The 21,070-nt window shown below is 34.8% G+C and carries 21 protein-coding genes; 3 read left to right on the forward strand and 18 right to left on the reverse strand.

What is annotated here, in order from left to right; all coding sequences use genetic code 11:
* Positions 1-136 precede the first annotated feature (136 nt).
* The 5 genes from Q1A60_RS12500 to Q1A60_RS12520 are packed head-to-tail and all read right to left on the reverse strand — an operon-like array spanning position 137 to position 4,238.
* A complete protein-coding gene (locus tag Q1A60_RS12500) occupies positions 137-724 on the reverse strand; it encodes a CHAP domain-containing protein (protein WP_299766439.1) in 588 nt (195 codons plus the stop codon).
* Positions 725-1,513: a class I SAM-dependent methyltransferase gene (locus tag Q1A60_RS12505; protein ID WP_299766436.1), complete on the reverse strand. Its 789-nt coding sequence runs from the start codon at positions 1,511-1,513 to the stop codon at positions 725-727.
* Positions 1,510-2,046 (reverse strand): GNAT family protein, encoded by a 537-nt coding sequence (locus Q1A60_RS12510; protein ID WP_299766434.1) that lies wholly within the window; start codon positions 2,044-2,046, stop codon positions 1,510-1,512. The genes Q1A60_RS12505 and Q1A60_RS12510 overlap by 4 nt, the downstream gene beginning before the upstream one ends.
* A gap of 60 nt (positions 2,047-2,106) precedes the next feature.
* Positions 2,107-2,652 carry a Crp/Fnr family transcriptional regulator gene (locus Q1A60_RS12515; RefSeq protein ID WP_299766432.1) on the reverse strand — a complete coding sequence of 182 codons (546 nt, stop codon included), beginning with the start codon at positions 2,650-2,652 and terminating at the stop codon, positions 2,107-2,109.
* Between the two features lie 11 nt (positions 2,653-2,663).
* Entirely contained in the window at positions 2,664-4,238 is a 1,575-nt protein-coding gene (locus Q1A60_RS12520) for a protein adenylyltransferase SelO (protein WP_299766430.1), read from the reverse strand.
* A 501-nt stretch (positions 4,239-4,739) separates the two neighbouring features.
* On the opposite strand from Q1A60_RS12520, the gene Q1A60_RS12525 reads away from it, so the two are divergent.
* Entirely contained in the window at positions 4,740-5,462 is a 723-nt protein-coding gene (locus Q1A60_RS12525) for a hypothetical protein (protein ID WP_299766428.1), read from the forward strand.
* Positions 5,463-5,915: 453 nt separating this feature from the next.
* Here Q1A60_RS12525 and Q1A60_RS12530 read toward each other — a convergent pair whose 3' ends face one another.
* The 12 genes from Q1A60_RS12530 to Q1A60_RS12585 all read right to left on the reverse strand — a co-directional run bounded on the left by Q1A60_RS12530 (position 5,916) and on the right by Q1A60_RS12585 (position 16,676).
* Positions 5,916-7,523 (reverse strand): amidohydrolase family protein, encoded by a 1,608-nt coding sequence (locus Q1A60_RS12530; RefSeq protein ID WP_299766426.1) that lies wholly within the window; start codon positions 7,521-7,523, stop codon positions 5,916-5,918.
* A 40-nt stretch (positions 7,524-7,563) separates the two neighbouring features.
* Positions 7,564-8,034 (reverse strand): hypothetical protein, encoded by a 471-nt coding sequence (locus Q1A60_RS12535; RefSeq protein WP_299766424.1) that lies wholly within the window; start codon positions 8,032-8,034, stop codon positions 7,564-7,566.
* Between the two features lie 158 nt (positions 8,035-8,192).
* The gene (locus Q1A60_RS12540) at positions 8,193-9,284 is read right to left on the reverse strand and encodes a two-component regulator propeller domain-containing protein (RefSeq protein ID WP_299766422.1); all 1,092 of its coding nucleotides are present in this window, start codon (positions 9,282-9,284) and stop codon (positions 8,193-8,195) included.
* Between the two features lie 28 nt (positions 9,285-9,312).
* On the reverse strand, positions 9,313-9,897 hold the full coding sequence (locus tag Q1A60_RS12545) for a hypothetical protein (RefSeq protein WP_299766420.1): 585 nt from the start codon (positions 9,895-9,897) through the stop codon (positions 9,313-9,315).
* A 125-nt stretch (positions 9,898-10,022) separates the two neighbouring features.
* A complete protein-coding gene (locus Q1A60_RS12550; protein ID WP_299766418.1) occupies positions 10,023-10,445 on the reverse strand; it encodes a hypothetical protein in 423 nt (140 codons plus the stop codon).
* Between the two features lie 162 nt (positions 10,446-10,607).
* Positions 10,608-11,285: a transglutaminase domain-containing protein gene (locus tag Q1A60_RS12555; protein WP_299766416.1), complete on the reverse strand. Its 678-nt coding sequence runs from the start codon at positions 11,283-11,285 to the stop codon at positions 10,608-10,610.
* A 10-nt stretch (positions 11,286-11,295) separates the two neighbouring features.
* Positions 11,296-11,706, reverse strand: coding sequence for a carboxypeptidase-like regulatory domain-containing protein (locus Q1A60_RS12560; RefSeq protein ID WP_299766414.1), 411 nt, complete (start codon positions 11,704-11,706; stop codon positions 11,296-11,298).
* 175 nt (positions 11,707-11,881) lie between these two features.
* On the reverse strand, positions 11,882-12,253 hold the full coding sequence (locus tag Q1A60_RS12565; RefSeq protein ID WP_299766412.1) for a DUF2200 domain-containing protein: 372 nt from the start codon (positions 12,251-12,253) through the stop codon (positions 11,882-11,884).
* 215 nt (positions 12,254-12,468) lie between these two features.
* Complete coding sequence (locus Q1A60_RS12570) at positions 12,469-12,978, reverse strand: GNAT family protein (protein ID WP_299766410.1); 510 nt, start codon at positions 12,976-12,978, stop codon at positions 12,469-12,471.
* Positions 12,979-13,008: 30 nt separating this feature from the next.
* Complete coding sequence (locus Q1A60_RS12575; protein WP_299766408.1) at positions 13,009-13,500, reverse strand: DinB family protein; 492 nt, start codon at positions 13,498-13,500, stop codon at positions 13,009-13,011.
* 22 nt (positions 13,501-13,522) lie between these two features.
* Positions 13,523-13,741, reverse strand: a complete 219-nt coding sequence (locus Q1A60_RS12580; RefSeq protein ID WP_299766406.1) for a hypothetical protein — start codon at positions 13,739-13,741, stop codon at positions 13,523-13,525.
* Positions 13,742-14,162: 421 nt separating this feature from the next.
* The gene (locus tag Q1A60_RS12585) at positions 14,163-16,676 is read right to left on the reverse strand and encodes a M14 family metallopeptidase (protein WP_299766404.1); all 2,514 of its coding nucleotides are present in this window, start codon (positions 16,674-16,676) and stop codon (positions 14,163-14,165) included.
* A 131-nt stretch (positions 16,677-16,807) separates the two neighbouring features.
* Here Q1A60_RS12585 and Q1A60_RS12590 point away from each other — a divergent pair, with 131 nt between their 5' ends.
* Positions 16,808-18,184, forward strand: coding sequence for a hypothetical protein (locus tag Q1A60_RS12590; protein WP_299766402.1), 1,377 nt, complete (start codon positions 16,808-16,810; stop codon positions 18,182-18,184).
* A 113-nt stretch (positions 18,185-18,297) separates the two neighbouring features.
* A complete protein-coding gene (locus Q1A60_RS12595) occupies positions 18,298-19,428 on the forward strand; it encodes a metallophosphoesterase (protein WP_299766400.1) in 1,131 nt (376 codons plus the stop codon).
* Positions 19,429-19,635: 207 nt separating this feature from the next.
* Here the strand turns inward: Q1A60_RS12595 and Q1A60_RS12600 are convergent, their stop codons facing one another.
* Positions 19,636-20,877, reverse strand: a complete 1,242-nt coding sequence (locus Q1A60_RS12600) for a proprotein convertase P-domain-containing protein (RefSeq protein ID WP_299766398.1) — start codon at positions 20,875-20,877, stop codon at positions 19,636-19,638.
* Between the last annotated feature and the right edge of the window lie 193 nt (positions 20,878-21,070).

The following is a 21,070-nucleotide window of genomic DNA, read 5'->3' on the forward strand; positions in this document are numbered from 1 at the left end:
GAGGGTTAGGGAGGTGTTTTTTAATAATAATACTATTTATACACCCCAAATCCCTCTGCTATAGGGAAACATTTGCTCTTAGAGTATTGGAATATGAGGAAGGTTTTTAGAACCCTACTTGTAGTAATCAATATTCTTATTGTTTTCTCAACCAACCTAAAATTCGATCATTATCAATGCTCCATTTTCCGTTGATTTTTTTTAATTGGTAAGTTTCTCTAGAATTTCCGAAAGGCCCAGGGTTTTGTTGGATGATTTCAACTTCATTTTTAGTAACATTAGCTATAATTGAAACATGACCATATTTGTTTAATAATGTTTCAGAGTAAATAAGGAGGTCTTTAATTTTAGGTTTAGAGACACTTGGATTGGTATATTGAATTAAATCTCGCTGTTTGTTTATACCTGTATCTTTTATACTATGGTTAAAGAAATCTTTTGCATGACCATAACTATCAGGCATTTTATGATGCAATTCTTCATAATAATATCGTTTTACAAATTCAACACATTGATATTTTAACCCAAGGTTGTATCCATCTTTAGAAATTTCCCTTCCATTAATATTTCCGACACCTCCATTGTAATAAACATATACTCCGTGTAAACTATCTATCTTTTGTCCAATGGAGTAACTCGGATTTAAATTAGTTCTTTTAGCTATAAAAATACCTGTAGTTATTAAAACTACTATTCCAAATATGAGCAATCTCTTTTTATTCATTTATATATTCTTTTTTCCCACAATAAATACATAATCTCCCAAGTCATTCTCATACGATTTCATCACCTGATGAATACCTCCAGAATCAATGTCTTTTCTAAGGTTAGTGAGTCCTTGTGCTACTTCTTCTTTATTAGCTAAAGCAGAAAAAGATGAAATACCATTTCTAATCTGTGTATTAAAATAGACTTCTGGGGTATGTTTACCGCAATATAAAAAGTGATCTTGTAAATCAGGTTGTATACAATAAGTTTCTGTCGCTAGTAGTTCAATACCTGTGTTTTCAAACGCGTTAGTGATAGATGCTAAAGAAGGCATTTGCGAGATAGAGTCCGCAAGCATTTTTGGGAAGTAATGACATAGCCAATACTGTTTCATTTGTTTAGGAGTTGAAGTAAAAATAACAAGGTGTCCTTCTTTCTTTAATGTATTTGCTAGTTCTATAATTCCTTTAGTAATATTTGGCCAATGGTGTATTGTTAAAAAAGCGGTAATCCCATCAATACTTTCAGTGTTTAAGCTTGTTTTTTCTGCAGTACCTATCCGCCAATCTATAGTCGTATTTCTCTTTTTTGCTTTTTCAAGCATTGTTATAGAGGGATCAATGCCTATGTACTGAAATTTGGTCTTTTGAAATTCATGGGTGTAATTTCCGGAGCCACACCCAATATCTAGATATACGCCTTCTACGGTTGGTTGCAGATGATATAACATACGCTCCGTAAGGTATGGATCTGCTTTTCTAGTCAGATCATAATCAATCCCTATCTTGTCGTATTTGGCTTTCATTGAAAGAACTTCCCATAATAGTTTAAATCGACTAATCGTCCATCTGTAGTACGATAGTCACGCCTAACAGTACCTTCAAATTCAAAACCACACGCCAGCGCAACTTGAATACTTCTCTTGTTCTCCTTGGCAATTCTGCATAAGAGTTTTTTAAATCCGTGTTCTTGTACAATTGTGTTTATAAGAGAAGTGAGATGATGTGTAATAATCCCTTTGCCTTCATAGTCTGCATCAATAAAAGCACCTAGTTCTGCTTTAGGGACATCCCAATCTATATTTTTTATATCTATAAATCCAATCAATTTTTGGGATGCTTTTTCTTTAATGATGTATGGGAAATAGGAACGATGCTTTATACGTATTGAAATTTCTTTACAATATTCTTGTGTCGCTTCAAGCGTTGTTGTTTTTGCAACGGTTCCAGCAAAAAAATCGTTTAAGCGTTTTTTGTTCTCTTGTATGAGTGTAAAAAAAGAAAGACTGTCTTCTTCTTGTAAGAGTGTACATTGATAAGGAGTAAAATCAAAAGGCATAGATTACTGAATTGGTATCACAATGTTACAACGAATTTAATCTCAAAACCTTGATTGAAATCAAGATTTCTGAATTCTTGATAAGGTTTCAGGACTCATTCGTAGATAAGAAGCAATATATCGATGTGGGATTTCTTGAAATAATCTAGGATGCGTTTCTAAAGCCTGTTGGTATCTAGCGAATGGCGAATTGAGTAATAGACTTTTTTCTCGATCAACTTGCATCAATAAAAGCTGCGAAAGGACTTCCTGCCAAAGCGTTAATGTAGTTTTCTCTTTTTGAATAAAATCTAGAAATCTTTTTTTAGAGATCACTCTAACTTTGGTTTTTTTGATGGTTTTAATACATAATGTAGAAGCTGTATCTGTCAAAAAAGAATCGATAGCAGATATCAATGATCCTTTATATCCAAAGTATACGATATGTTCTTTAGCATCTTCTGTAAAATACACACGTACACTTCCTTCTTCTAAAAAATACAAATGTGTATCTATAGTATCTGCTTCTTTGATATAGGTATCTCTTTTAAAATCAAGTTCATATTCCCATAAGTCAGCTTCGGCAATAGTGCTTTTTAATATATGAACAGCATTTTCTATCAACATACATCTCTATTTTACGAACTACAGGAGAGCATAGAGCATCCTACTTTATGACGTGCCCATTCGGGACGTTTGGCAAACCAACGTTCATGTTTAGGTTGCTCATCGTATGGGTTTTTAAGAAGCGCATGAATCTCATCGAGAAGGTCATAATTCCCTTTATCGGCTTCATCGATGACGAGTTGCGAGATATAGTTACGTAATACATACTTAGGATTTACGGCATTCATCTGTTGCGCACGTTCAGCATCAGTTAATCGTTCTTGTGAAAGACGTTTGAGATAGTGTTGAAACCATGTTTCCCAGTTGGTATAGATAGCTCCTGTGATCTCTTCTGGTGTGTAGAAGGCCGCTTTCGCGAAAGCGTAAAAAACATCTTTCAAATTTTCAGTAGTGTCCTTAGATACCTGAGATAGATTCCTAAAGAAAATAGTCATATCGGTTTCTGAAGCTTGGAGGTTTTTTTCCAGATCAGCAATCAATTGAATATCTGTTTCTAGCGCTAATTGTAGCCCTAGTTTTTCTCGCATCATGGCGATATACTTTTTAGGGTACTCCGTATGGTAGCTCTGTAAAATTGCTTCTAATTGCGTGGTTTCTCCAATTAATGGAACCAATGCATTAGCAAGCTGTAAAAGATTCCAAAGTCCTATTTGCGGTTGATTTCCAAAACGATACCGTTTGTTTTGGCGATCGGTGGTATTTGGAGTCCATCCTGGATCATAGCCCTCTAGCCATCCATACGGACCATAATCTATCGTAAGACCAAGAATAGACATATTATCAGTATTCATGACTCCGTGTACAAAACCAACACGTTGCCAATGCACAATCATGTTGAGCGTGTTTTGTACGACTTCATTGAAGAATCCAAGATACCCTTCTTTAGTGCCTTGTTCATAGTGTGGGTAGAAGTGTTTGATGGTATAATCAACGAGTGTTTTAAGTGTTTCTGTATCTTGGCGGCTTGCAAAGATTTCAAAATTTCCAAAGCGTATAAAACTTGGTGCCACACGACATACAATGGCACCTTTTTCATAAGCAGCATTTCCGTCATATAAGACATCTCTTAATACTTGGTCTCCAGATAATGCGAGTGAAAGTGATCGTGTCGTAGGCACGCCCAAATGATACATAGCCTCACTACATAAATGCTCTCGAATAGAAGACCTAAGTACTGCAAGTCCATCTGCCGTACGAGAATAGGGAGTTTCACCAGCGCCTTTAAGTTGTATTGCCCAACGCTTATTATGATGTGTGATTTCTGCTAGGTTAATAGCTCTACCATCCCCTAATTGCCCTGCCCAATGTCCAAATTGATGTCCGCCATAACACATTGCATACGGCGAAGTGCCTTCTTCTACATTGGCTCCTGTGACCATTTCAAGAAACGCTTTCGATTGCACATCGTCTTCTGAGAATCCAAGAGTCTCTGCCATCTCTTTAGATACTTGAAGTAGAGAAGGAGTTGATGGTATTCTAGGAGTTACATAAGAAAAACAAGCTTTGGCTACCTGTCGTCTTGTATTTGCGGTAGTAGGATCGGCAGGTAATTCTTGACTAAACGTGTTTTCTATAGATAATTGCATAGCGCTTTTTTGAATAGGATATATCAAAGTTACGAAGACAAATGTGACTTATTGCTATTTACTGAAACTACTGATCTGATCTTTAAAATAGCCTATGATTTACAGCCTGAAGGTATATTTTTGAAGCGTACGTTGTAATGAAGGAAATCAAGAGAACGGAGTGTCAATAATACGAGAAAGTAAGACATAAATATATCATTGAAATGGCGCTTTATAAGAAACACTGAAGCTATTGATCTGATCTTGAAATAATAGTGCGATTCTTGATTTCCTCATGTACTTTTGACATCGGTTTAAAAATAAAAGTGAACTGAAACCTATAGGATTGATATAAAAATGAATGTCATCATATAGTTTTGAAATAGTGATAAAGTAGAATGTTAAAGAAGAGCTGAAACTACGGATCTGATTGACAAAACGTAGTGTGACTTTAAAAATAGGAAGTTACTTTTGACAAACATTTGAACAAGGAATTAACTTGGGAAATGATAAAATAGTATTATGAGAGAACAAAGAGAAGCATTAAAGGCATATTTTGAAAATGGAGATCGACCTACTGAAACTCAGTTTGCACAACTTATAGATTCTTATGTGCATTTAAATGAACTGAATTTTGGATTGAAATTACGCCCTTCTGGGGCTTTAAAAACAAAGTTTTATCATTTCTATAATTCTCAAGAACCGTTTTCTCCTATCGGTCATAAAATCATAGAAGCTCCGTTTGGTAGTGAAGCACCACCTATGCCAAATTACAGGACTCTTTTTAGCAGAGTTGTAAATTATAAACAATTAGTATGTTATATTCAAGGCCCTATAGATCTTGTAAAGCATCAGCCTAAAATTATTATAGAACGCTATAAACAGAAAAAGAAACTAACAAGTGGATATGTGAAACCATCAGGTTTTTATAAAGAAGAGATGCGAGATGCAATTCTTTGGAATAGGAAATCAGAGTATGATGTAACTGCCAGAGAAATGATCTTAGATATCGAACCTATTCATTATTTTAAGCCAAGTAGTTTATATCGTGATTTTAGACCTTCAGGTAGTAAATATGATCCAGGTTCTTTTAAATATTCAGTGCATAGAAAACCATATGTTCCTATTCAAATGAAGTTACAGATCACTATAGATAATACAAATTATACTTCACACCCTATAGACTTAAAAATAGTGCTTGGAGGAGGAGATATTAACGATGCCATAAATTTTGCTTTTGATTAAGCAATATGTTCATAATATAGATTGAAATACCCTTAATTAGTAGGATGCCCCTTAGGCGAGATACCTTTATTAAGATAATCAGGAGACTGATATTGATATGTGTATAGCTTATTGAGATAAGTTACAATTTACAGTAATTCTGAAGAGGTTCTTTAGCAAGGCGTGAGTTTACTTCGGTAGGCCATGAACTCTAACCCCTCAGAAGAAATACTTATAGAAATAACGTGCTTGTCTTTAGGAGTGAAGATATACAATACAATTATAATGATTATTAGTAGGAATCTGTATTGAGAGAAACTCTATCGCAAGGGGTACTTTGGTATTCCTTTTGAGATTTTCCTTACATAGACCAAGCAACCTTTAATTGAGATTCAATCTTTAAAATGAAAGCGCGTTACTCTTTATGAGTGACGCGCTTTCTATTTTTCGTATTTTGTATAAAAATATTAGAAACTATCCTTTAACTCCAGGTTGCTTAATTTCAAATCCGCCTTCGTCTGCTTTTGCCTTATCTACCATTGCTTTTACATCACGTAATAGCTGTTTAGCATCATAGATAATACCATCTTTAATGGTGTATTTTACACCTCCTGCACGAATCACTTCATTATCTTCAGTGAGTTTGATAGCACCAGTTCCATACAGTACTTTTAAATTTTGAAGCGGGTTTTCATCTACAATCACAAAATCGGCTAGTTTACCTACTTGTACAGATCCTATTTTATCATCCATACGTAGAGCTTCAGCACCATTAAGCGTTGCAGCTCTGATCACTTCCATAGGATGGAAACCAGCTTCTCTTAATAATTCTAATTCGCGTATATAGGCAAATCCATAGAGTTGAAAGATAAATCCAGAGTCAGATCCAGCAGTGACACGCCCTCCTCTGTTTTTATACTCGTTGATAAAGGTCATCCATAGACGGTAATTTTCGCGCCAAGCAACTTCTTCTTCCGTTCCCCAGAAATGCCAGTAGGATCCATGCGAAATTTTACTAGGTTGGTAGAAACGCCATAAAGAGGGTAGTGTATAGTCTTCATGCCACTCTGCACGGCGCGCTCTCATCAAATCACGACTTGCTTCATAGATATTAAAAGTAGGATCTAATGTAAAATCTAAGGCTAATAATTCTTCCATGACAGCATTCCAATGATCAGAATAAGGAGCTGCTGCTTGTTGCCATAATCTACCCGCTTCTCCAAAACGATGTTGCTCATTGTTATAATTATAATCTAAAGGATAATCCTGTACCGTACGATCTGTAAATAAGGCTTCAGGCAATCCATACCAATGTTCCATAGAAGTAAGTCCAGCTCTCGCCGAATTTAATACATTCCATCTCGCTACACTTAATTGTGCGTGATGCATGGATGAGGTAAGACCTAATTTTTTATTTTCTTCCAATGCCGCCTGCATGATATGAGGTTCTGCGCCAAAAAACTTAATCCCATCTGCGCCTTTTTTTGCATTATCACGTACCCATTGTCTTGCTTGTTCTGCAGTAGTGATAGGCGTTTTACTTCCTTGCCCAAAACCTGTATGTGCGACAATACGCGGTGCGATAATTTCATTTTTTGCAGATCTACGTTTTAAATCTAAGGCATAATCGATACCTCTTCCTGATGGTTCGCGCACCGTTGTTACCCCATGTGCCATCCATAACTTAAACACATATTCCCAATCTGCGCCTTGAGCTACACCTCCAATATGTCCATGCATATCTACAAAACCAGGCAGCAGATACATCCCATTGGCATCAAGTTCTTTTCCTCCATTTTTAAGTTGCGGGCGTTTGGTAGCATCAATGGGTACGCCTGGATATCCTACTACCTTAATTTCTTTGATGATATTATTTTCTACGACAATATCTACGGGACCAATAGGCGGTGCGCCATCACCATTTATAACGGTGACACCTCGTATGATTAATTGATTAAATGGACCTTGCTGTGTTTGCGCTCCTGCCTGTCGTGCTATATTTTGAGCCCTTGCGGCAGACAGGTTCGCGAAAGCGTATACAGTAAAAATAATAGTGAGTGTGAGAAGTAGTTGTTTTTTCATAGGTGATGGTTTGTATTCTATGGAAGAGTTTTTGATAAGGCTAATATATTAACCTAAAACTTTGTGCTATTTTTTCGCCAGCAATCACATCATTATCATAACAATAAATAGTTGATTCGTATATGATTTTCTTTTCTGGGTGATACATAACGACTACAAATACGGGATTTTTAGTATCACCATCTATATCTGTTGCTCGTACATAATAGCCTTTAGCAACGGTTGTTAACTTTTGAGCTGTTTGTACTTCGTATAGGCTTAATTGAGAAGCTACTACTTCGGTGGTTCTAGCAAGATTAACAAAGTAATCTTTGCTAACTTCATTTACATAAAAAATCTCTGTATCTACGGCTAGATCATCATTTTCATAACCTACCACACGTACAGATTCTGTATCGTAGAGTTTTAATTCTACAGGGGTTTCAAATGAAAAAGAATATTTTTCTGATGTATTCAAGATTTGTGCTAATCCTATTTGACAGAATCCCAAAAGGAAAAGGATAGTGTACATAACTTTGTTATTCATAGATTGTAGGAGTTGTTAGTGTTTTTAAATTGAATGTTCAGTGTTAAAGATACGTATTGTGACTGAAATGTAGTTATTGAACTTTAGGGTAGTTCTATACGCTTTCGCGAAAGCGTATTCATTTATTTAGCAATAGTATTTTATTACTTCCATGGACCATGTATAGTGACAGCGGCAAAATTGTTTTCATTCTTTAGAAAGAGTCCTTTCCAGCCTCCTGCCCAAATCTTTCCTTCTTGATCTTGATATACGGTTTGTACCCCATTGGTAGTAAGCCCTTGATCATTGTAAAAATTTGTAAATGTGGTACCATCATAGCGATATACGCCATAATTCTCTGCGGGAAACCAAATATATCCGTTTTGATCTTCATATACGCTCCATACTTCATCACCAGCTATAATGCCATCTTTGGTATAATTCGTAAAAGTAGCTCCATCGTATTTACTAATCCCTTTGAAGTGAGTAGCAAACCAGAAATTTCCTTGAGTGTCTTCTAAAATATCATTGACAGAATTATTACTTAAACCATCTTTTTCAGAGAGATTCGTTAGCGATTTTCCGTCGTAGATATATGCACCACCATTGGTGCCAAACCACATACGATTTTTACTATCCTGCATGATACTATGCACAATTTTTTTGCTTGTCACACCTCTTCTATGATCTTCTTTTGTTTCAGGAAGCGTAAAAGGAGTAAATGAAGTACCGTCAAATAAGCTTATTCCTTGATAAGTGCCTACCCATAGAATTCCTTCTTTATCTATCGTCATACTCCATACATTGTTATCTGCCAATCCTTCTTTTTCTGTGTAATTTGTAAATGTAGTACCATCATATTTTGTGATTCCTCCATTAGTGCCAAACCAGATATTTTTGTTGCGATCTTCTAAAATACTTCGTACCGCTCCTCCTCCAAATCCCTCTTTAAATGTAAAATATTCTATATTTTTTCCATTATAACGAGCCACGCCATCTCCATTTGTACCAAGCCATAAGTTTCCTTGTGAGTCTTGAAATATCCTACGTACAAAGTCACTTATTCTTGGAGACAAGAATTCGGTAGGACTATACTCAGAAGGAGGGAGCGGAGTTGTCTGTTTTTTTTTAGATAACGTACCTGTTATAGATTCTTCTTCCTTTTTTAAGGCGTCTTGTCCATTACAGGAAGCGATACAAATAGAAAATAGTATGATGTAATATTTTACTATATATGCGGGAATTCTATTTTTCATAAAGGTTATATTTTATGATTATGAATTTTTATTTTGGCATAAATCTTTTAGGATCTTCTTTGTCTATAATTTCTGCTTCTTGTTGTTTACTACTCTTCTCTTCTGTTTTTGGAGATGCGCTACTGCTTTGTTTTTGATCTGGCTTAGGGTTATTTCTTTCTTTGTGTATTGATGTAGGTTTTACTTTAGAATAAATAGGTTCTACGAGCACTTTCCAAGGTTTTTGTAATTTCCAACATTTAATTAAATAAGGGATTAAAAAGAGAATTTCAATTCTAAGATTGATTTCATAAGTACCATCGCCGACTAATTCAAAAATAGGGTAGAATATAGTCATCATGACACAAATTATAAGTCCAATGATTGCATCTATAATACCTAGTGTCATTGCAATATTTTTCTCTGTCCACATCGTGTAGGCGGTAAATGCTTTGAAGAAGATAATAGAATGGATTAATAAACCCATTAGTGAGAAGCTATCATCAGTACTCATACCATAGATCGATACATCAAATAAAAAACCAAAATTTAGGCTATATCGTATGGCTTCCCAAAATAGAACACCTACACTATAGATTGCTGGTAAAAAATAGATCCAAATAAAAAAAATCATCCACCAAGGAAGTAGTTTTCTTCTTCTATGTAAAATTTGACGATATATACTGTTTTGCTTTGTGATAATTTGACCGTTTTCTGGATTTATACTGTTTAATGCATATTTTTTTGATAAAGTATAGATTAACTTGAATCCAACATTCCTTTTCTAGTGATCAAGTTAATTATAATTCTTGTTATAAAATAAATACCTAGGATAATAAAGAAACTACTAAAACGAAAGTTGAAATTCAGCGTACCAAATGGCCAAAGTATTTTTGCTAAAAGGGGTCCTATAATGGTTAGATATAAAATAAGCCATATTCCTATGGCTGTTACTTCTATAAGTACGTTTTTGATTTTTGTTATTTTCTCAATATACTTTTTAGCAAAAAAAGTAATTAAGATAAGAGATGTTGTTGCAGCACTAGAAAAGAATAACCAATACCAAGGATGTTCTTCAAAAATAGCGTCTTTTCTACTAATATGTTCGTAATAATCGTAAGCAGAGTAGATTATTACGATTACTACAAAGTAGTATAATGGATTTTTAGGTATTTTATTCAAAATGATATAGAATACTCATTAAATATAAAAGATATAACCTTAGTTAGCTCTTATTAACTTGTGAAGATTCTGAGTACGCTTTACCGCTAAGCTCTCCCTCTGGTCGTGAATCTCGTAAACTCGCTTTCGCGAAAGCGTATATGTATTAATAAATATCCGTTATCATTTTTGAGGAAGCAATGTCCATTCTTTATCTACTGGTTGATGTGTTTTTATAAACGCTGACGGTTGCATTAAGAAGAATGAATTATCATAATCAAATTCAAATAGTTCTGTGGTTACATCTGTAAAACCACTAGACCAGGTGGCATCGCATAGATACCATTTTCCATTGAGTTTAATGACATTCCAAGAGTGATTAGGCATCTCTAAATTTTTAGATTTCATACTTCCATCTAAGCCATACCCATTTATGATTTTGCACTCTAAACCAGCCAATCGGGATAATTCTTGGACTAAATAGGCATAACCTGTACAAAGTGTTTCTTTATCATTAAGTAATTTTTTAAATACCTGTCTTTTAAATTGATGGTTCCAAATGTGTAATGCTTCTGGATCGTCTTTTAGCTTTTGACGTTTACGATCATTTTTTAGCATCAGTCCGTACTCTCCTTTTATATTATGGCACACCCAATAATAGATAGCTCTAAAACGCTCCACATCCGTATCTAACGTATAGGTTAGTTGATGAGCGAGCATTGGTAAATTAGTAAGTGCTTCACCTTTATGTCTATCTGCAATATTCTCAGCTTTTGTAAAATCGATGGTTTTAAAATCGCTTTGTTGTGCATGTAAGAACGGCATAAAGATGAAGCATACTAAAAGAAGATATCTTCTCATATCAAAAGCGTTATTTCTTTTCTATATCTAATGGTGCCGTAGTAGCTTTTGTGCGTAAAGCAGCAGTAATAATGATTGGAATATCCTCTAGAAATGGTTCGATATAGGTAGTATCTCCTGTGATCTTGATCTCTCTATCTTTAAATCCTAGAGAAGTCACGACTAATACATCGTTTTCTTTTAATTTTTGAGGAAATGTAAACTTTCCATCATCATCGCATACCACTCCAATATACGTTCCCTTTAAGAGTACGGTTGCAGAGGGTACAATACCATAATTAGAAGTAACTTGACCAGTAACAGTTCGTTCCGTTTCTTGTGCATTTACGGTAGTCGTGAAAAGTGAAATCATCAGGAAAATACCAAAGGCAATACCTGTTTTTAATACGTTTTGTTGTTTTGGAATACATAGTGTTTTCATAATATATCTGTTTTGTTTCTCTCAAACATAGATATATCATAGGTGTATAGAAAGCTATAATGAGTTAACGGGACGATTGCTTGAGTGAAACAACTATTATGACGAGTATTCCAATAACTAGTTAAAAAGAAGGTTTTGAACTATTAAAAATATTACTTGAGTAAGTCTAAGGGTATTATATGTATACTTTTCGAAGTATTTTTTCCATTTTTCTTCCTCTAGCAAGTTCTTCTATGAGTTTATCTAAATAGCGGCATTGTTTGGTTAATGGAGTTTCAATTTCTTCTATTTTATAGCCACATATGGTTCCTTTAATTAAGGAAGCATTTGGATGTAATGTAGCCCTTTCAAAGAAGGTGGCAAATGTTACTTTTTCGTCAATGAGTTGTTGTATGTCACTTTCATTAAAGCCTGTAAGCCATTCTATAACTTGATGTAATTCTTCTTTAGTTCTCCCTTTTTTTTCCACTTTTGTTACGTAATGAGGGTAGACAGAAAAAAACTTCATATTGGCTACACGAGCATCGTGTTCTGGAGTTGTTGCCATGGTTTTGATTTATTTTATAACCTATACAATATATAAAAATAATTACGCTTTCGCGAAAGCGTACGCAGCATCCTATGTATTAAAATGATAGTATTCATATTATATGGGCTTTCACATATACGTGAGAAAAAGAATCTTTATCATTCATTGGTGGTCGCTAAATTAACAGAAAAAGAAGTATTCAGATCATTGATTCCTTTTTTATGATCTTATATTCATTTAGTATACTCATCACGTATTATATAGTACCTGTGTTCGTCATAAATTTTTTCATTCTTGATGATTGCTTTTTTAAAAATCCCATCCTTCATATACCCATTTTTTTCAAGTGCTTTCATAGAAGAAATATTGTATTCAAATACCCCAGCATGAATTCTTATTAGTTCTAGTTGTTCAAAACCATAGTGTGTTATTAATGCTATTGCTTTTGTGGCAATACCCTTACCCCAATAGGGCTCACCAATCCAGTAACCAATTTCAGCGGTTTTTCTATACACATCATTTTGAGTTATAACACCAATAACGCCACAAAGATTCCCTTTATATTCAATACCAAAATTTTGTTTGGGATCCTCTTGTTTGGTTTGCGTTATAAATGATTTTGCATCATTTTCATTGTATGGAAAAGGGATATAGTCTCTTAAGTTATTCCATATATTCTTATTATTAGCAAGGGTAGCTAATTGTGATGCATCTGATAATTCAAGAGGTCTCAATGTGATCATATAATGGAACTAAACATTAATGGTATAAGTTTATGGATGCTTTTTTAAATATTTTATAATGATGCCTAACTGTCCTAAATGATAGAGGTCATGGTGAAGCATTCCGTTAATAATAAACCGATATTCATAATTGTCTTTAAAGTCGGTATCATAATATTTTGTATTCAGAAAATCATCATCCTTAGATGCTAATAAATTAATCAATTGAGTAAGTGTCTTATCATATTCTGATTTGATATGATGCCAGCCTATTAGTTCCAGTTTGTCATTCGTCAACCAGTTTTCTTCACAATCGTCTGTTTTACTTCCTGTACCTGTTTGAATTTTTAAGATGGTCTCTTTTCTCCATAATGTTAAATGAGAAATGATCTCAGCAATACTATGCAATCCTTCAATGGGTCTCTTAAAAACCATAGATTCATCTACCTGATTTAACTTACTAGTAAATGTACTACCTATCCATAATGTTCCATTTTGAACTTCTTTGTATTGTTGAATGATATGTTGAATTACATGATTCATATTATAGATAGATTTGTAATTATTAATATGGTATAAAACCATACTTTAAGCTTAATATAACAAGAATAATAGTGACTAATAAGAGTAATACTTTGTACATATTTCGTAACGAAAATTCACCAAAAAGAGCACTACCATCGTGATTGATAGTTTTTGGTTGCATCAAAATATCATAATTCTCTATACTGTATTTTTCTATTGTATGTACATCTGTCAATGTAGTTGATCGTTGTTTCTTCAACTTAAAATAGGTTATGAATAAACATACAATCACTAGAATAACGAAGGGTACATCTGAATTATCTAAAAACCTAGGGTCGATGTATGGACCACTAGAAATAACTTTTAAGCATAACATAATTTACTTACTTTAATGATGAATCGGACTTTCAAAAACAAAACGTTTAAAAATAACGTATTCGGAAGCTAGTTACGGAAAGTACGTCTTTTTTTGTGCTTTGCATATTACAAAAAAGGACGTACAACCACCAACATTACGTTGGCATACAATTTTACTTTAGTTAATCAAACTTCCAAAGAACAAGGCATTAAAAAATAACTTATTTAGAATTGAGTTACGGAAAGTACGTTCTTTTTTGTGCTTCGCATATTACAAAAAAGGACGTACAACCACCAACACTACGTTGGCATACAATTTTACTTTAGTTAATCAAACTTCCAAAGAACAAGGCATTAAAAAATAATTTATTCGTACCATACCAACTCCCTCTAAAGTTAGGATTATCAGCAAAAAGGACGACACGACCACTCCCTTGTGGACTTACCACTAAAGAAGCCGATGGTTTTAAATTATCTTCCAAATTTTCTTCAGAAATAAAACCATCTATATGTGGGTCTTTCGTATACTTAGCTACTGTGTTATATTCATTTTTACTAGGCGCTAACCATACATTATTATTCTTATAAACAGGCAAATCGCGGTAACGATATCCAAATCCAAGCGGGTGAGTGATATCTAAATCTACTTTGAAAATAGCACCTCCTAAACGTTGTTTTCCTCTATTATTACGTGCATCTACATAGTTTTTACGTTCAGTTACTTTGGTTGTATCCTTTTTCTTTTCTGTTAGTTTTCCAGTAGCTATTTTTCGGTTAACTGCCCATGAAGTTGCACGCCCTATCGTAATGAGTGTATTCCCTTGAGATACCCATGTTTTAAGTTTTTGTACATCTCCATCAGAAAGCCGACTATAATTTCCAGAGACCATTACTAGGGTGTTGTACTTGCTAAGATCTGCAAATCGGAAGTTATTCATCAGAATCTTCGTAATAGGCATATGTACACGTGTATCGAGTAGATGCCATACCTCTCCCGCTTCATACGAACTCGTGCCATCCCCAATAAGCATGGCTGCTTTGGGCGTGTCAATTTTTGCAAAGTTACTACTCCCTAGATCAATTCCTTTAACACTAAAACCTGTATTTGTAGCATGAATAGGTACTTGAAAACGTTGCTGGGCTTCAGAAACAATGGTAAATACTTCATTTGCATCTAGTGACTGTCTACTCACAGGAACCAGAAGTGCTCCATAATTAAAATCTACGGTTCCATTTTGTGTTTTTGCAGTAAAGGATTTAAAAGCCGTAGATACTGTAATTCCTTTTTGTTGAAGGTGATATAGTAATGCTGTAGCATTATAATCATCATAATCTATGAGATACGCATAGTTTGTTTTTGAAACTGGAGTCACTGTAGCGATACCATCTGTACTGGTTACTTCATTACTCAAACGAGGCACACTATTTAACCCTTTGTAGCGCATATTATAAAAATTGGCGACACTCCATGCGCTGGCATCATAATACACACTATCGCGGTATTTGCTATACGTCTCAAAAAAAGATTGCACCATACGTTTTTGTGGTTGTGCTACAGGCACTACATAGGTGCCATCTCCTTTTTTGTAGGTTTTAATTCGATGTAATAGAAGTTTGTCTATAAATGCTTTGGTACGATTTCGGTCGTTAGGATCTCCAAATTCATAAGCAACGGCTTGATCTGTTTTTGCTTTCGCGAAAGCGGATACAAAGAAATCTTGCTGGTATTTACGTAAACGAGCTTTATTCTCAACAGCTGCTTTAACCGTAGCAAAGCTAGAAGTATACTGATTACGAATCGTAAACGGAAAAGAAATCGTTCCAAAATCGGTGTCTTGTAAATGCCCTCGACTACTGGCTTGTTCAAAAAGCAATGCGAGTGCTCCTTGTAAGTCGGGATACGAACTTCCATAGCCAGGATAGGTGCCATCAAAGGCTTCTTTTGTAAAATAGAAAGACCCAATCTGATCTAATGCATCTGAAAAGTAAGGAGCAAAAAGGTTGTTGAGGTCTTCGTAGTTTTCTTTAGGCATGATAGGATTTAAACTCCCTATAGGTAACATAGGTTCAAAGAAGTGAGTGCTATTAGTGCCCATTTCGTGAAAATCGGTGACTACATTTGGATACCACTCGTGATACCAATTTAATTTCCCACGACTCTCTGGATGAATCCCAAGTAACCAATCTCGGTTTAAGTCAAACCAATAATGATTGGTACGTCCTCGTGGCCACATTTCTGTATGTTCTGCATCAATATTATCAGAGACAAGCGGTGATCCTTTAAAGCTATTTGCCCATTGCGTATGACGATCACGTCCGTCAGGATTAATGGTAGGATCTATAAAAATAATAGCATTTTTACGGTAGTTGGCGATAGCTGCATGCTCTGAAGCAACGAGTGTGTAGGCTGTTAATAGAGCAGCTTCAGAACTAGAAGGCTCATTACCATGTACATTATATCCTAATTGTATAAAAACTGGAACTTGATCATAATTTGTTGCTTTTTGCGAGGTATTAGAAAAAGCAAGATGCTGTTTTTTAATAGTTTCTAAGTTGGTGTGATTTTCTGGAGTAGCGATTGTAAGCATGACTAATTTTCTGCCTTCATGAGTACGACCGTATTCTGAAATAGTTGCTCGGTCAGATACTTCGGCAAGTTTTTCTAAATAAGAAACAATTTGATCATGTCGTGTATGCTGCTCTCCAATACCGTAGCCTAGAAATTCTTCAGGTGTTGGAATGCTTTGTTGAAAAGGAGTATATTTTGCAAAATAATAGTCTTGCGCTTTCGCGAAAGCGGATAAAAAGAGAATAATAATGAGTAAAGAACGTTTCATACACAAAGTTTTAGTAGATTAAAAATAGGCAAAAAATAAGAGGATGATCATGCATATAAGTTCATTTATTTTTTTATTAAAGAATTTCTTGCACGATATTTGATATAATTGTTGAAAATTTAAAATTGTATATGCGCTATATAATACTCTTTCTCTTTGTAACTCTTCCTGCTTTAAGTCAAGACATTGTTCCCGGTACTATTATTTCTTCAATTGCTTTAGATGATACTCAAAATGACACCTACGCCTTATATCTCCCTAGAGGATATGATGAGAATGAGAGTTATCCGATTGTCTTTGTTTTTGATGAAACCAATGCAGGAGATCGGGCCGTACAACAATTTACCATCGGAGCAGAGCTTACCCGTAGTATTATAGTGGGAGCCAATTTTGCAATTAAAGATTCGTTACAAACAGGCTTAAAACGAACAGAAAAACTAATTAATACGGTGTATCAACGGTATGCAATAGACGCTGCTAAAATTATATTTGCAGGTCGAGGAGATGGGGCATTGGTAGCAACAGCGGGCGCATATAAAACACAAAAAATTAAAGGAGTTATTGCTATAAATGATATTTATATAGACAAAAATATTTTTAGTAAAAACTCAGGGATTAAATTGACGCTTATATCGGGCGATGAGAATCCTAATTCGTATAAGTTACGCGCTTACCAAAATGTATTGCGTAGTAGTTCAAGTTTTGCAGGGTATTACGAGTATGATGGAGGAAAAGATTGGCCAGAAGCTGGATTTTTATCGGCGGCTATGGTTGATATTCTAATGACTAGAGCAACTCCAGTAGAAGATGTACAACGTTATTATGATAGTGACCTTGCTTTTGGAGAATTATTATATAGACAGCAAAAACACTTACCCGCATTTAGTTTTGTACAAGACTTAAAGAAGCAATATAAAGATCGCGTTGATACAGATTCACAGAAAAAGCTATTAAAAACCATACGAGGAAATACTACTTTTAAAGCAAAACGATCTAGAAAAACAACTGTAAAATATGCGGAGCTTTTACTAGCAGAAGATTTTCAATACTACCTTACTGAAGATGCTAAGAATTCTTACTTTGATAACCTAGGTTGGTGGAATTTTCAAATGAATGATTTAGATGCAAAAATTGATAGTACAGCAAGTAATAATCAAGAACGTAAAGCTTCTATTCGTTTAAAAGGATTTGCAAAAACACTTGTAGAAGACAAATACAAAGAGGTTTTAGAAAAAAAGCCTAAGATAGAACAACTACTATTTATGAATATTTTACGTACGTTGGTAGACCCTAACAATCAACAAGCCTTTATAAATGCAATTTCTTTAAGTGCAAAAGAAGGTGATGTAAATGCAAGTTTGTTTTATTTGGAAGAACTACTTAAAAGTGGTTTTACAAATTATGAACTTCTCTATAATATAGATGGTACAACTGCATTACGTATAGGAGAAGAATGGAATGCCATTGTAAAAGCCTATCTCGGAAAATCTAAGTTTTATGATGATTAATAAGACCTTTTAACTAGGTTTTATTGATTGGTTATTACATTATCAAACACGTATTTATACTTATAAGTGTTTGTATAAATTATACTATTTTCATAGCACGTAAACTAACCATCATGAAGCATAGAATTTTATGGAGTAGCTTTATAGCGCTCATTTTAGTAGGTAGTTGTAAAAACAATACAGAAACACCTATTCAAGAGACTACTGAAGAAGAATTAGGAGTAATTTCTAAAAAACAAGCAACACCTGTTTTTAGTTTTTCTTTTGTAGGATGTAACCGTATTGATAGACATAATCAATCATCTTCAAACCCTTCTACAGCAAATACATATGCTCTAGAACGTATTTATCAGGATATGGATAGCTTATCACTAAAGCCTGAATTATTCTTTTTTCTAGGAGATTTAGTACTTGCGGAGAGTACACTCCCTAATTTAGATTCACAACTTAAAGCTTGGGAGAAATTGTACGATGCAAACCCTATTAGCAAATCTAGAATTGAACTCGTCGCTGTACCAGGAAATCACGAAATGTTAACATATACACCAAATGGAGAAATTCCCCTTAAAGGGAGTACAGATGTCTGGTTAAAGTATATGAAAAAGTACATGCCAACGGGTAGAAAAACAGCTCCAGATACCTTAGGACTAGATAATCGATTGACGTTTGCTTTTACAAAACATAATGTAGGTTTTGTAGTCATGAATACCGATACCTATAACCCTAATGGATTAGAAGGCCAATTACCTGTGTCTTGGGTAAATAATCAAGTAGAAGCCTATAAGAAAGACAGCGCTATAGATCATATTTTTGTGTTAGGACATCGTCCTTATTATGTAAATGGACAACCAGACACAACGCATGGAGGATTACCTCAAGGAGGGCAATTATGGCCAACATTTGAGAAAAATGGAGTAATAGCCATGCTTTCTGCACATCAACATAATTATGAACGTTCGCAACCTATTAATAACGCTCTGGGTGGAGGAACCTACCAAATTGTCGCTGGTCATGGAGGAAGTGTTAATAATCGTCATGTATCTCACTCACCGCCATTTTTTGGCTATAGTTTGATTACCGTAATGAGTGATGGGTCTGTAGAATTAGATACGCGTGGATATTGTACGGGTGATACATATTTAACTCCAGTGTCTAGCAATCCTATGACATCTAGAGATAAGACAACTTTGACGTGGGCAAAGAACCCTAATACATTTACAAATCCTTATACAGGATGTCAATAGTATACAAATGAATAGGTATGCTTTCGCGCTTGCCTGCTGGTAGGTAGGAAAACGTACTTTTTGAGACCAGCCTGCTTGTAGGTCCACAACCGCAGGGAAAGTAAGACTATAAAACGTATACAATTGTAAAACTCATCTTGATTTTTTAGAAAACTAAAAGACCAAGATGAGTTTATTATTTAATAGGATATTAATTGTTTTGGCTAATTACTGTTTTAAAATCTTAAAGGTACCTTCCTGTCCATTAATGGTAGTTTTCATCAGATAGATTCCTGAACTAAGTGCTGTCATATCAAGTTGTGTTGTTGTGGTAGTATTTGTTTGCTCGATCACTTTTTGACCAGATAGCGTATAGAGGCTTATTTTTTCTATAGGCGTTTGTGCATTAAGGGTAAGTGTGTTTTGAACCGGATTAGGAAAATATTCAAAACCATCAAATGCTTGCTCATCAATACTTAAATTGTTATCAAATTCTATAACAACATCAGAGGCAGTATCCAAATTGATCACTAATAGATAGTAGGTTTGTCCTGGTACAGTTTCTATACTGGAAGTAATGAAACTCGCACATTCATTTGTTCCGGAATCTTCAAAGAGCAAGTCACCAACTGTTGCATTTTCATCAGGAGCATTATAAAAAACAACAAGGGCACTAGAAGCATCAGATGCAGGGGTAGTAATGGTGGCCGTGGCTGTACCTTCTTCTGTAGCTGTAAACTTATACCATACGGCTGGTACTGGGTTACCACCTGTACCACAGTTTGTATCATTAGGAATAACATCTCCTGTAGCCGTTAGGAAATTAACAGCAGCATCGGTAAACGGAAACCCTGCTTCATCTACATCTATGGCATTTTCAATAAGGTCATTTGATGGTGGGATGGGATTACAAAATACAATACCAGCAAATGCAACGGCTCCAGTATCAAGGTCTGTAGTATCACAGATTCTCAGTTGCCAGGTACCAGTTATAGACTCCCCATCAAATACATCTGCAAAATTTCCACCTTGAGGTTGAAAAATTGAGCCTGTGTATGGAGGCGTGGCTGTAGTGATATCCTCTCCACCATCTCCAAAAGTGGTAACGAAATAGGCATCAACTGTATTTCCGCTATTATTATCTGTAAGGACAATACTTGTTCCTGCAGGAGATACTAAAGAAATTTCTAAATCTCCAGAATAGGTATGTTCTATTTCAAAGACTACCTGACTAAGGCTTGTCGTTGAACCTATAATCCCTGTTTCGGCAATGTCAAATGCGATAATATTAGGTTCATTTTCACAGTCTATAGTAATAAAATCTTCACCATCAAGCTCTAAGGGTAGTGGAGTGGAGGTCTCTTGGGCTAGGAGAGTTCCTGCGTCACAAACACCTGGTACTGTTTGTGCATTGGACAATGCTCCAAATACTAAAAATAAAATAGTAAGGGGTAGGGTAATTTTTTTCATAATAATTATTGTTTTGTTAACTTGTTTAAAGTTTTAATTAGAAAATATATAAAATACTTTTTCTAATAATTGAATGGTCAAATTTCTTACTATTAGTCAAGGATGTCTAGCACGACGTTTTCAATTTATAGCAGAATACGTACTGTAAAATATGTGCTATCTTGAGAAAGATTTGTGCTATTCAAATTCTTAT

The sequence above is a fragment of the uncultured Dokdonia sp. genome (assembly GCF_947492535.1).
Lineage (GTDB): Bacteria > Bacteroidota > Bacteroidia > Flavobacteriales > Flavobacteriaceae > Dokdonia.

Coding starts and splice junctions, on each gene's coding strand:
- Q1A60_RS12585 (WP_299766404.1), bottom strand. CDS start 16,676: ATGAAACGTTCTTTACTCATTATTATTCTCTTTTTATCCGCTTTCGCG.
- Q1A60_RS12570 (WP_299766410.1), bottom strand. CDS start 12,978: ATGATCACATTGAGACCTCTTGAATTATCAGATGCATCACAATTAGCT.
- Q1A60_RS12545 (WP_299766420.1), bottom strand. CDS start 9,897: ATGATTTTTTTTATTTGGATCTATTTTTTACCAGCAATCTATAGTGTA.
- Q1A60_RS12515 (WP_299766432.1), bottom strand. CDS start 2,652: ATGTTGATAGAAAATGCTGTTCATATATTAAAAAGCACTATTGCCGAA.
- Q1A60_RS12510 (WP_299766434.1), bottom strand. CDS start 2,046: ATGCCTTTTGATTTTACTCCTTATCAATGTACACTCTTACAAGAAGAA.
- Q1A60_RS12520 (WP_299766430.1), bottom strand. CDS start 4,238: ATGCAATTATCTATAGAAAACACGTTTAGTCAAGAATTACCTGCCGAT.
- Q1A60_RS12555 (WP_299766416.1), bottom strand. CDS start 11,285: ATGAGAAGATATCTTCTTTTAGTATGCTTCATCTTTATGCCGTTCTTA.
- Q1A60_RS12535 (WP_299766424.1), bottom strand. CDS start 8,034: ATGTACACTATCCTTTTCCTTTTGGGATTCTGTCAAATAGGATTAGCA.
- Q1A60_RS12575 (WP_299766408.1), bottom strand. CDS start 13,500: ATGAATCATGTAATTCAACATATCATTCAACAATACAAAGAAGTTCAA.
- Q1A60_RS12565 (WP_299766412.1), bottom strand. CDS start 12,253: ATGGCAACAACTCCAGAACACGATGCTCGTGTAGCCAATATGAAGTTT.
- Q1A60_RS12500 (WP_299766439.1), bottom strand. CDS start 724: ATGAATAAAAAGAGATTGCTCATATTTGGAATAGTAGTTTTAATAACT.
- Q1A60_RS12595 (WP_299766400.1), top strand. CDS start 18,298: ATGAAGCATAGAATTTTATGGAGTAGCTTTATAGCGCTCATTTTAGTA.
- Q1A60_RS12560 (WP_299766414.1), bottom strand. CDS start 11,706: ATGAAAACACTATGTATTCCAAAACAACAAAACGTATTAAAAACAGGT.
- Q1A60_RS12540 (WP_299766422.1), bottom strand. CDS start 9,284: ATGAAAAATAGAATTCCCGCATATATAGTAAAATATTACATCATACTA.
- Q1A60_RS12505 (WP_299766436.1), bottom strand. CDS start 1,513: ATGAAAGCCAAATACGACAAGATAGGGATTGATTATGATCTGACTAGA.
- Q1A60_RS12600 (WP_299766398.1), bottom strand. CDS start 20,877: ATGAAAAAAATTACCCTACCCCTTACTATTTTATTTTTAGTATTTGGA.
- Q1A60_RS12525 (WP_299766428.1), top strand. CDS start 4,740: ATGAGAGAACAAAGAGAAGCATTAAAGGCATATTTTGAAAATGGAGAT.
- Q1A60_RS12590 (WP_299766402.1), top strand. CDS start 16,808: ATGCGCTATATAATACTCTTTCTCTTTGTAACTCTTCCTGCTTTAAGT.
- Q1A60_RS12530 (WP_299766426.1), bottom strand. CDS start 7,523: ATGAAAAAACAACTACTTCTCACACTCACTATTATTTTTACTGTATAC.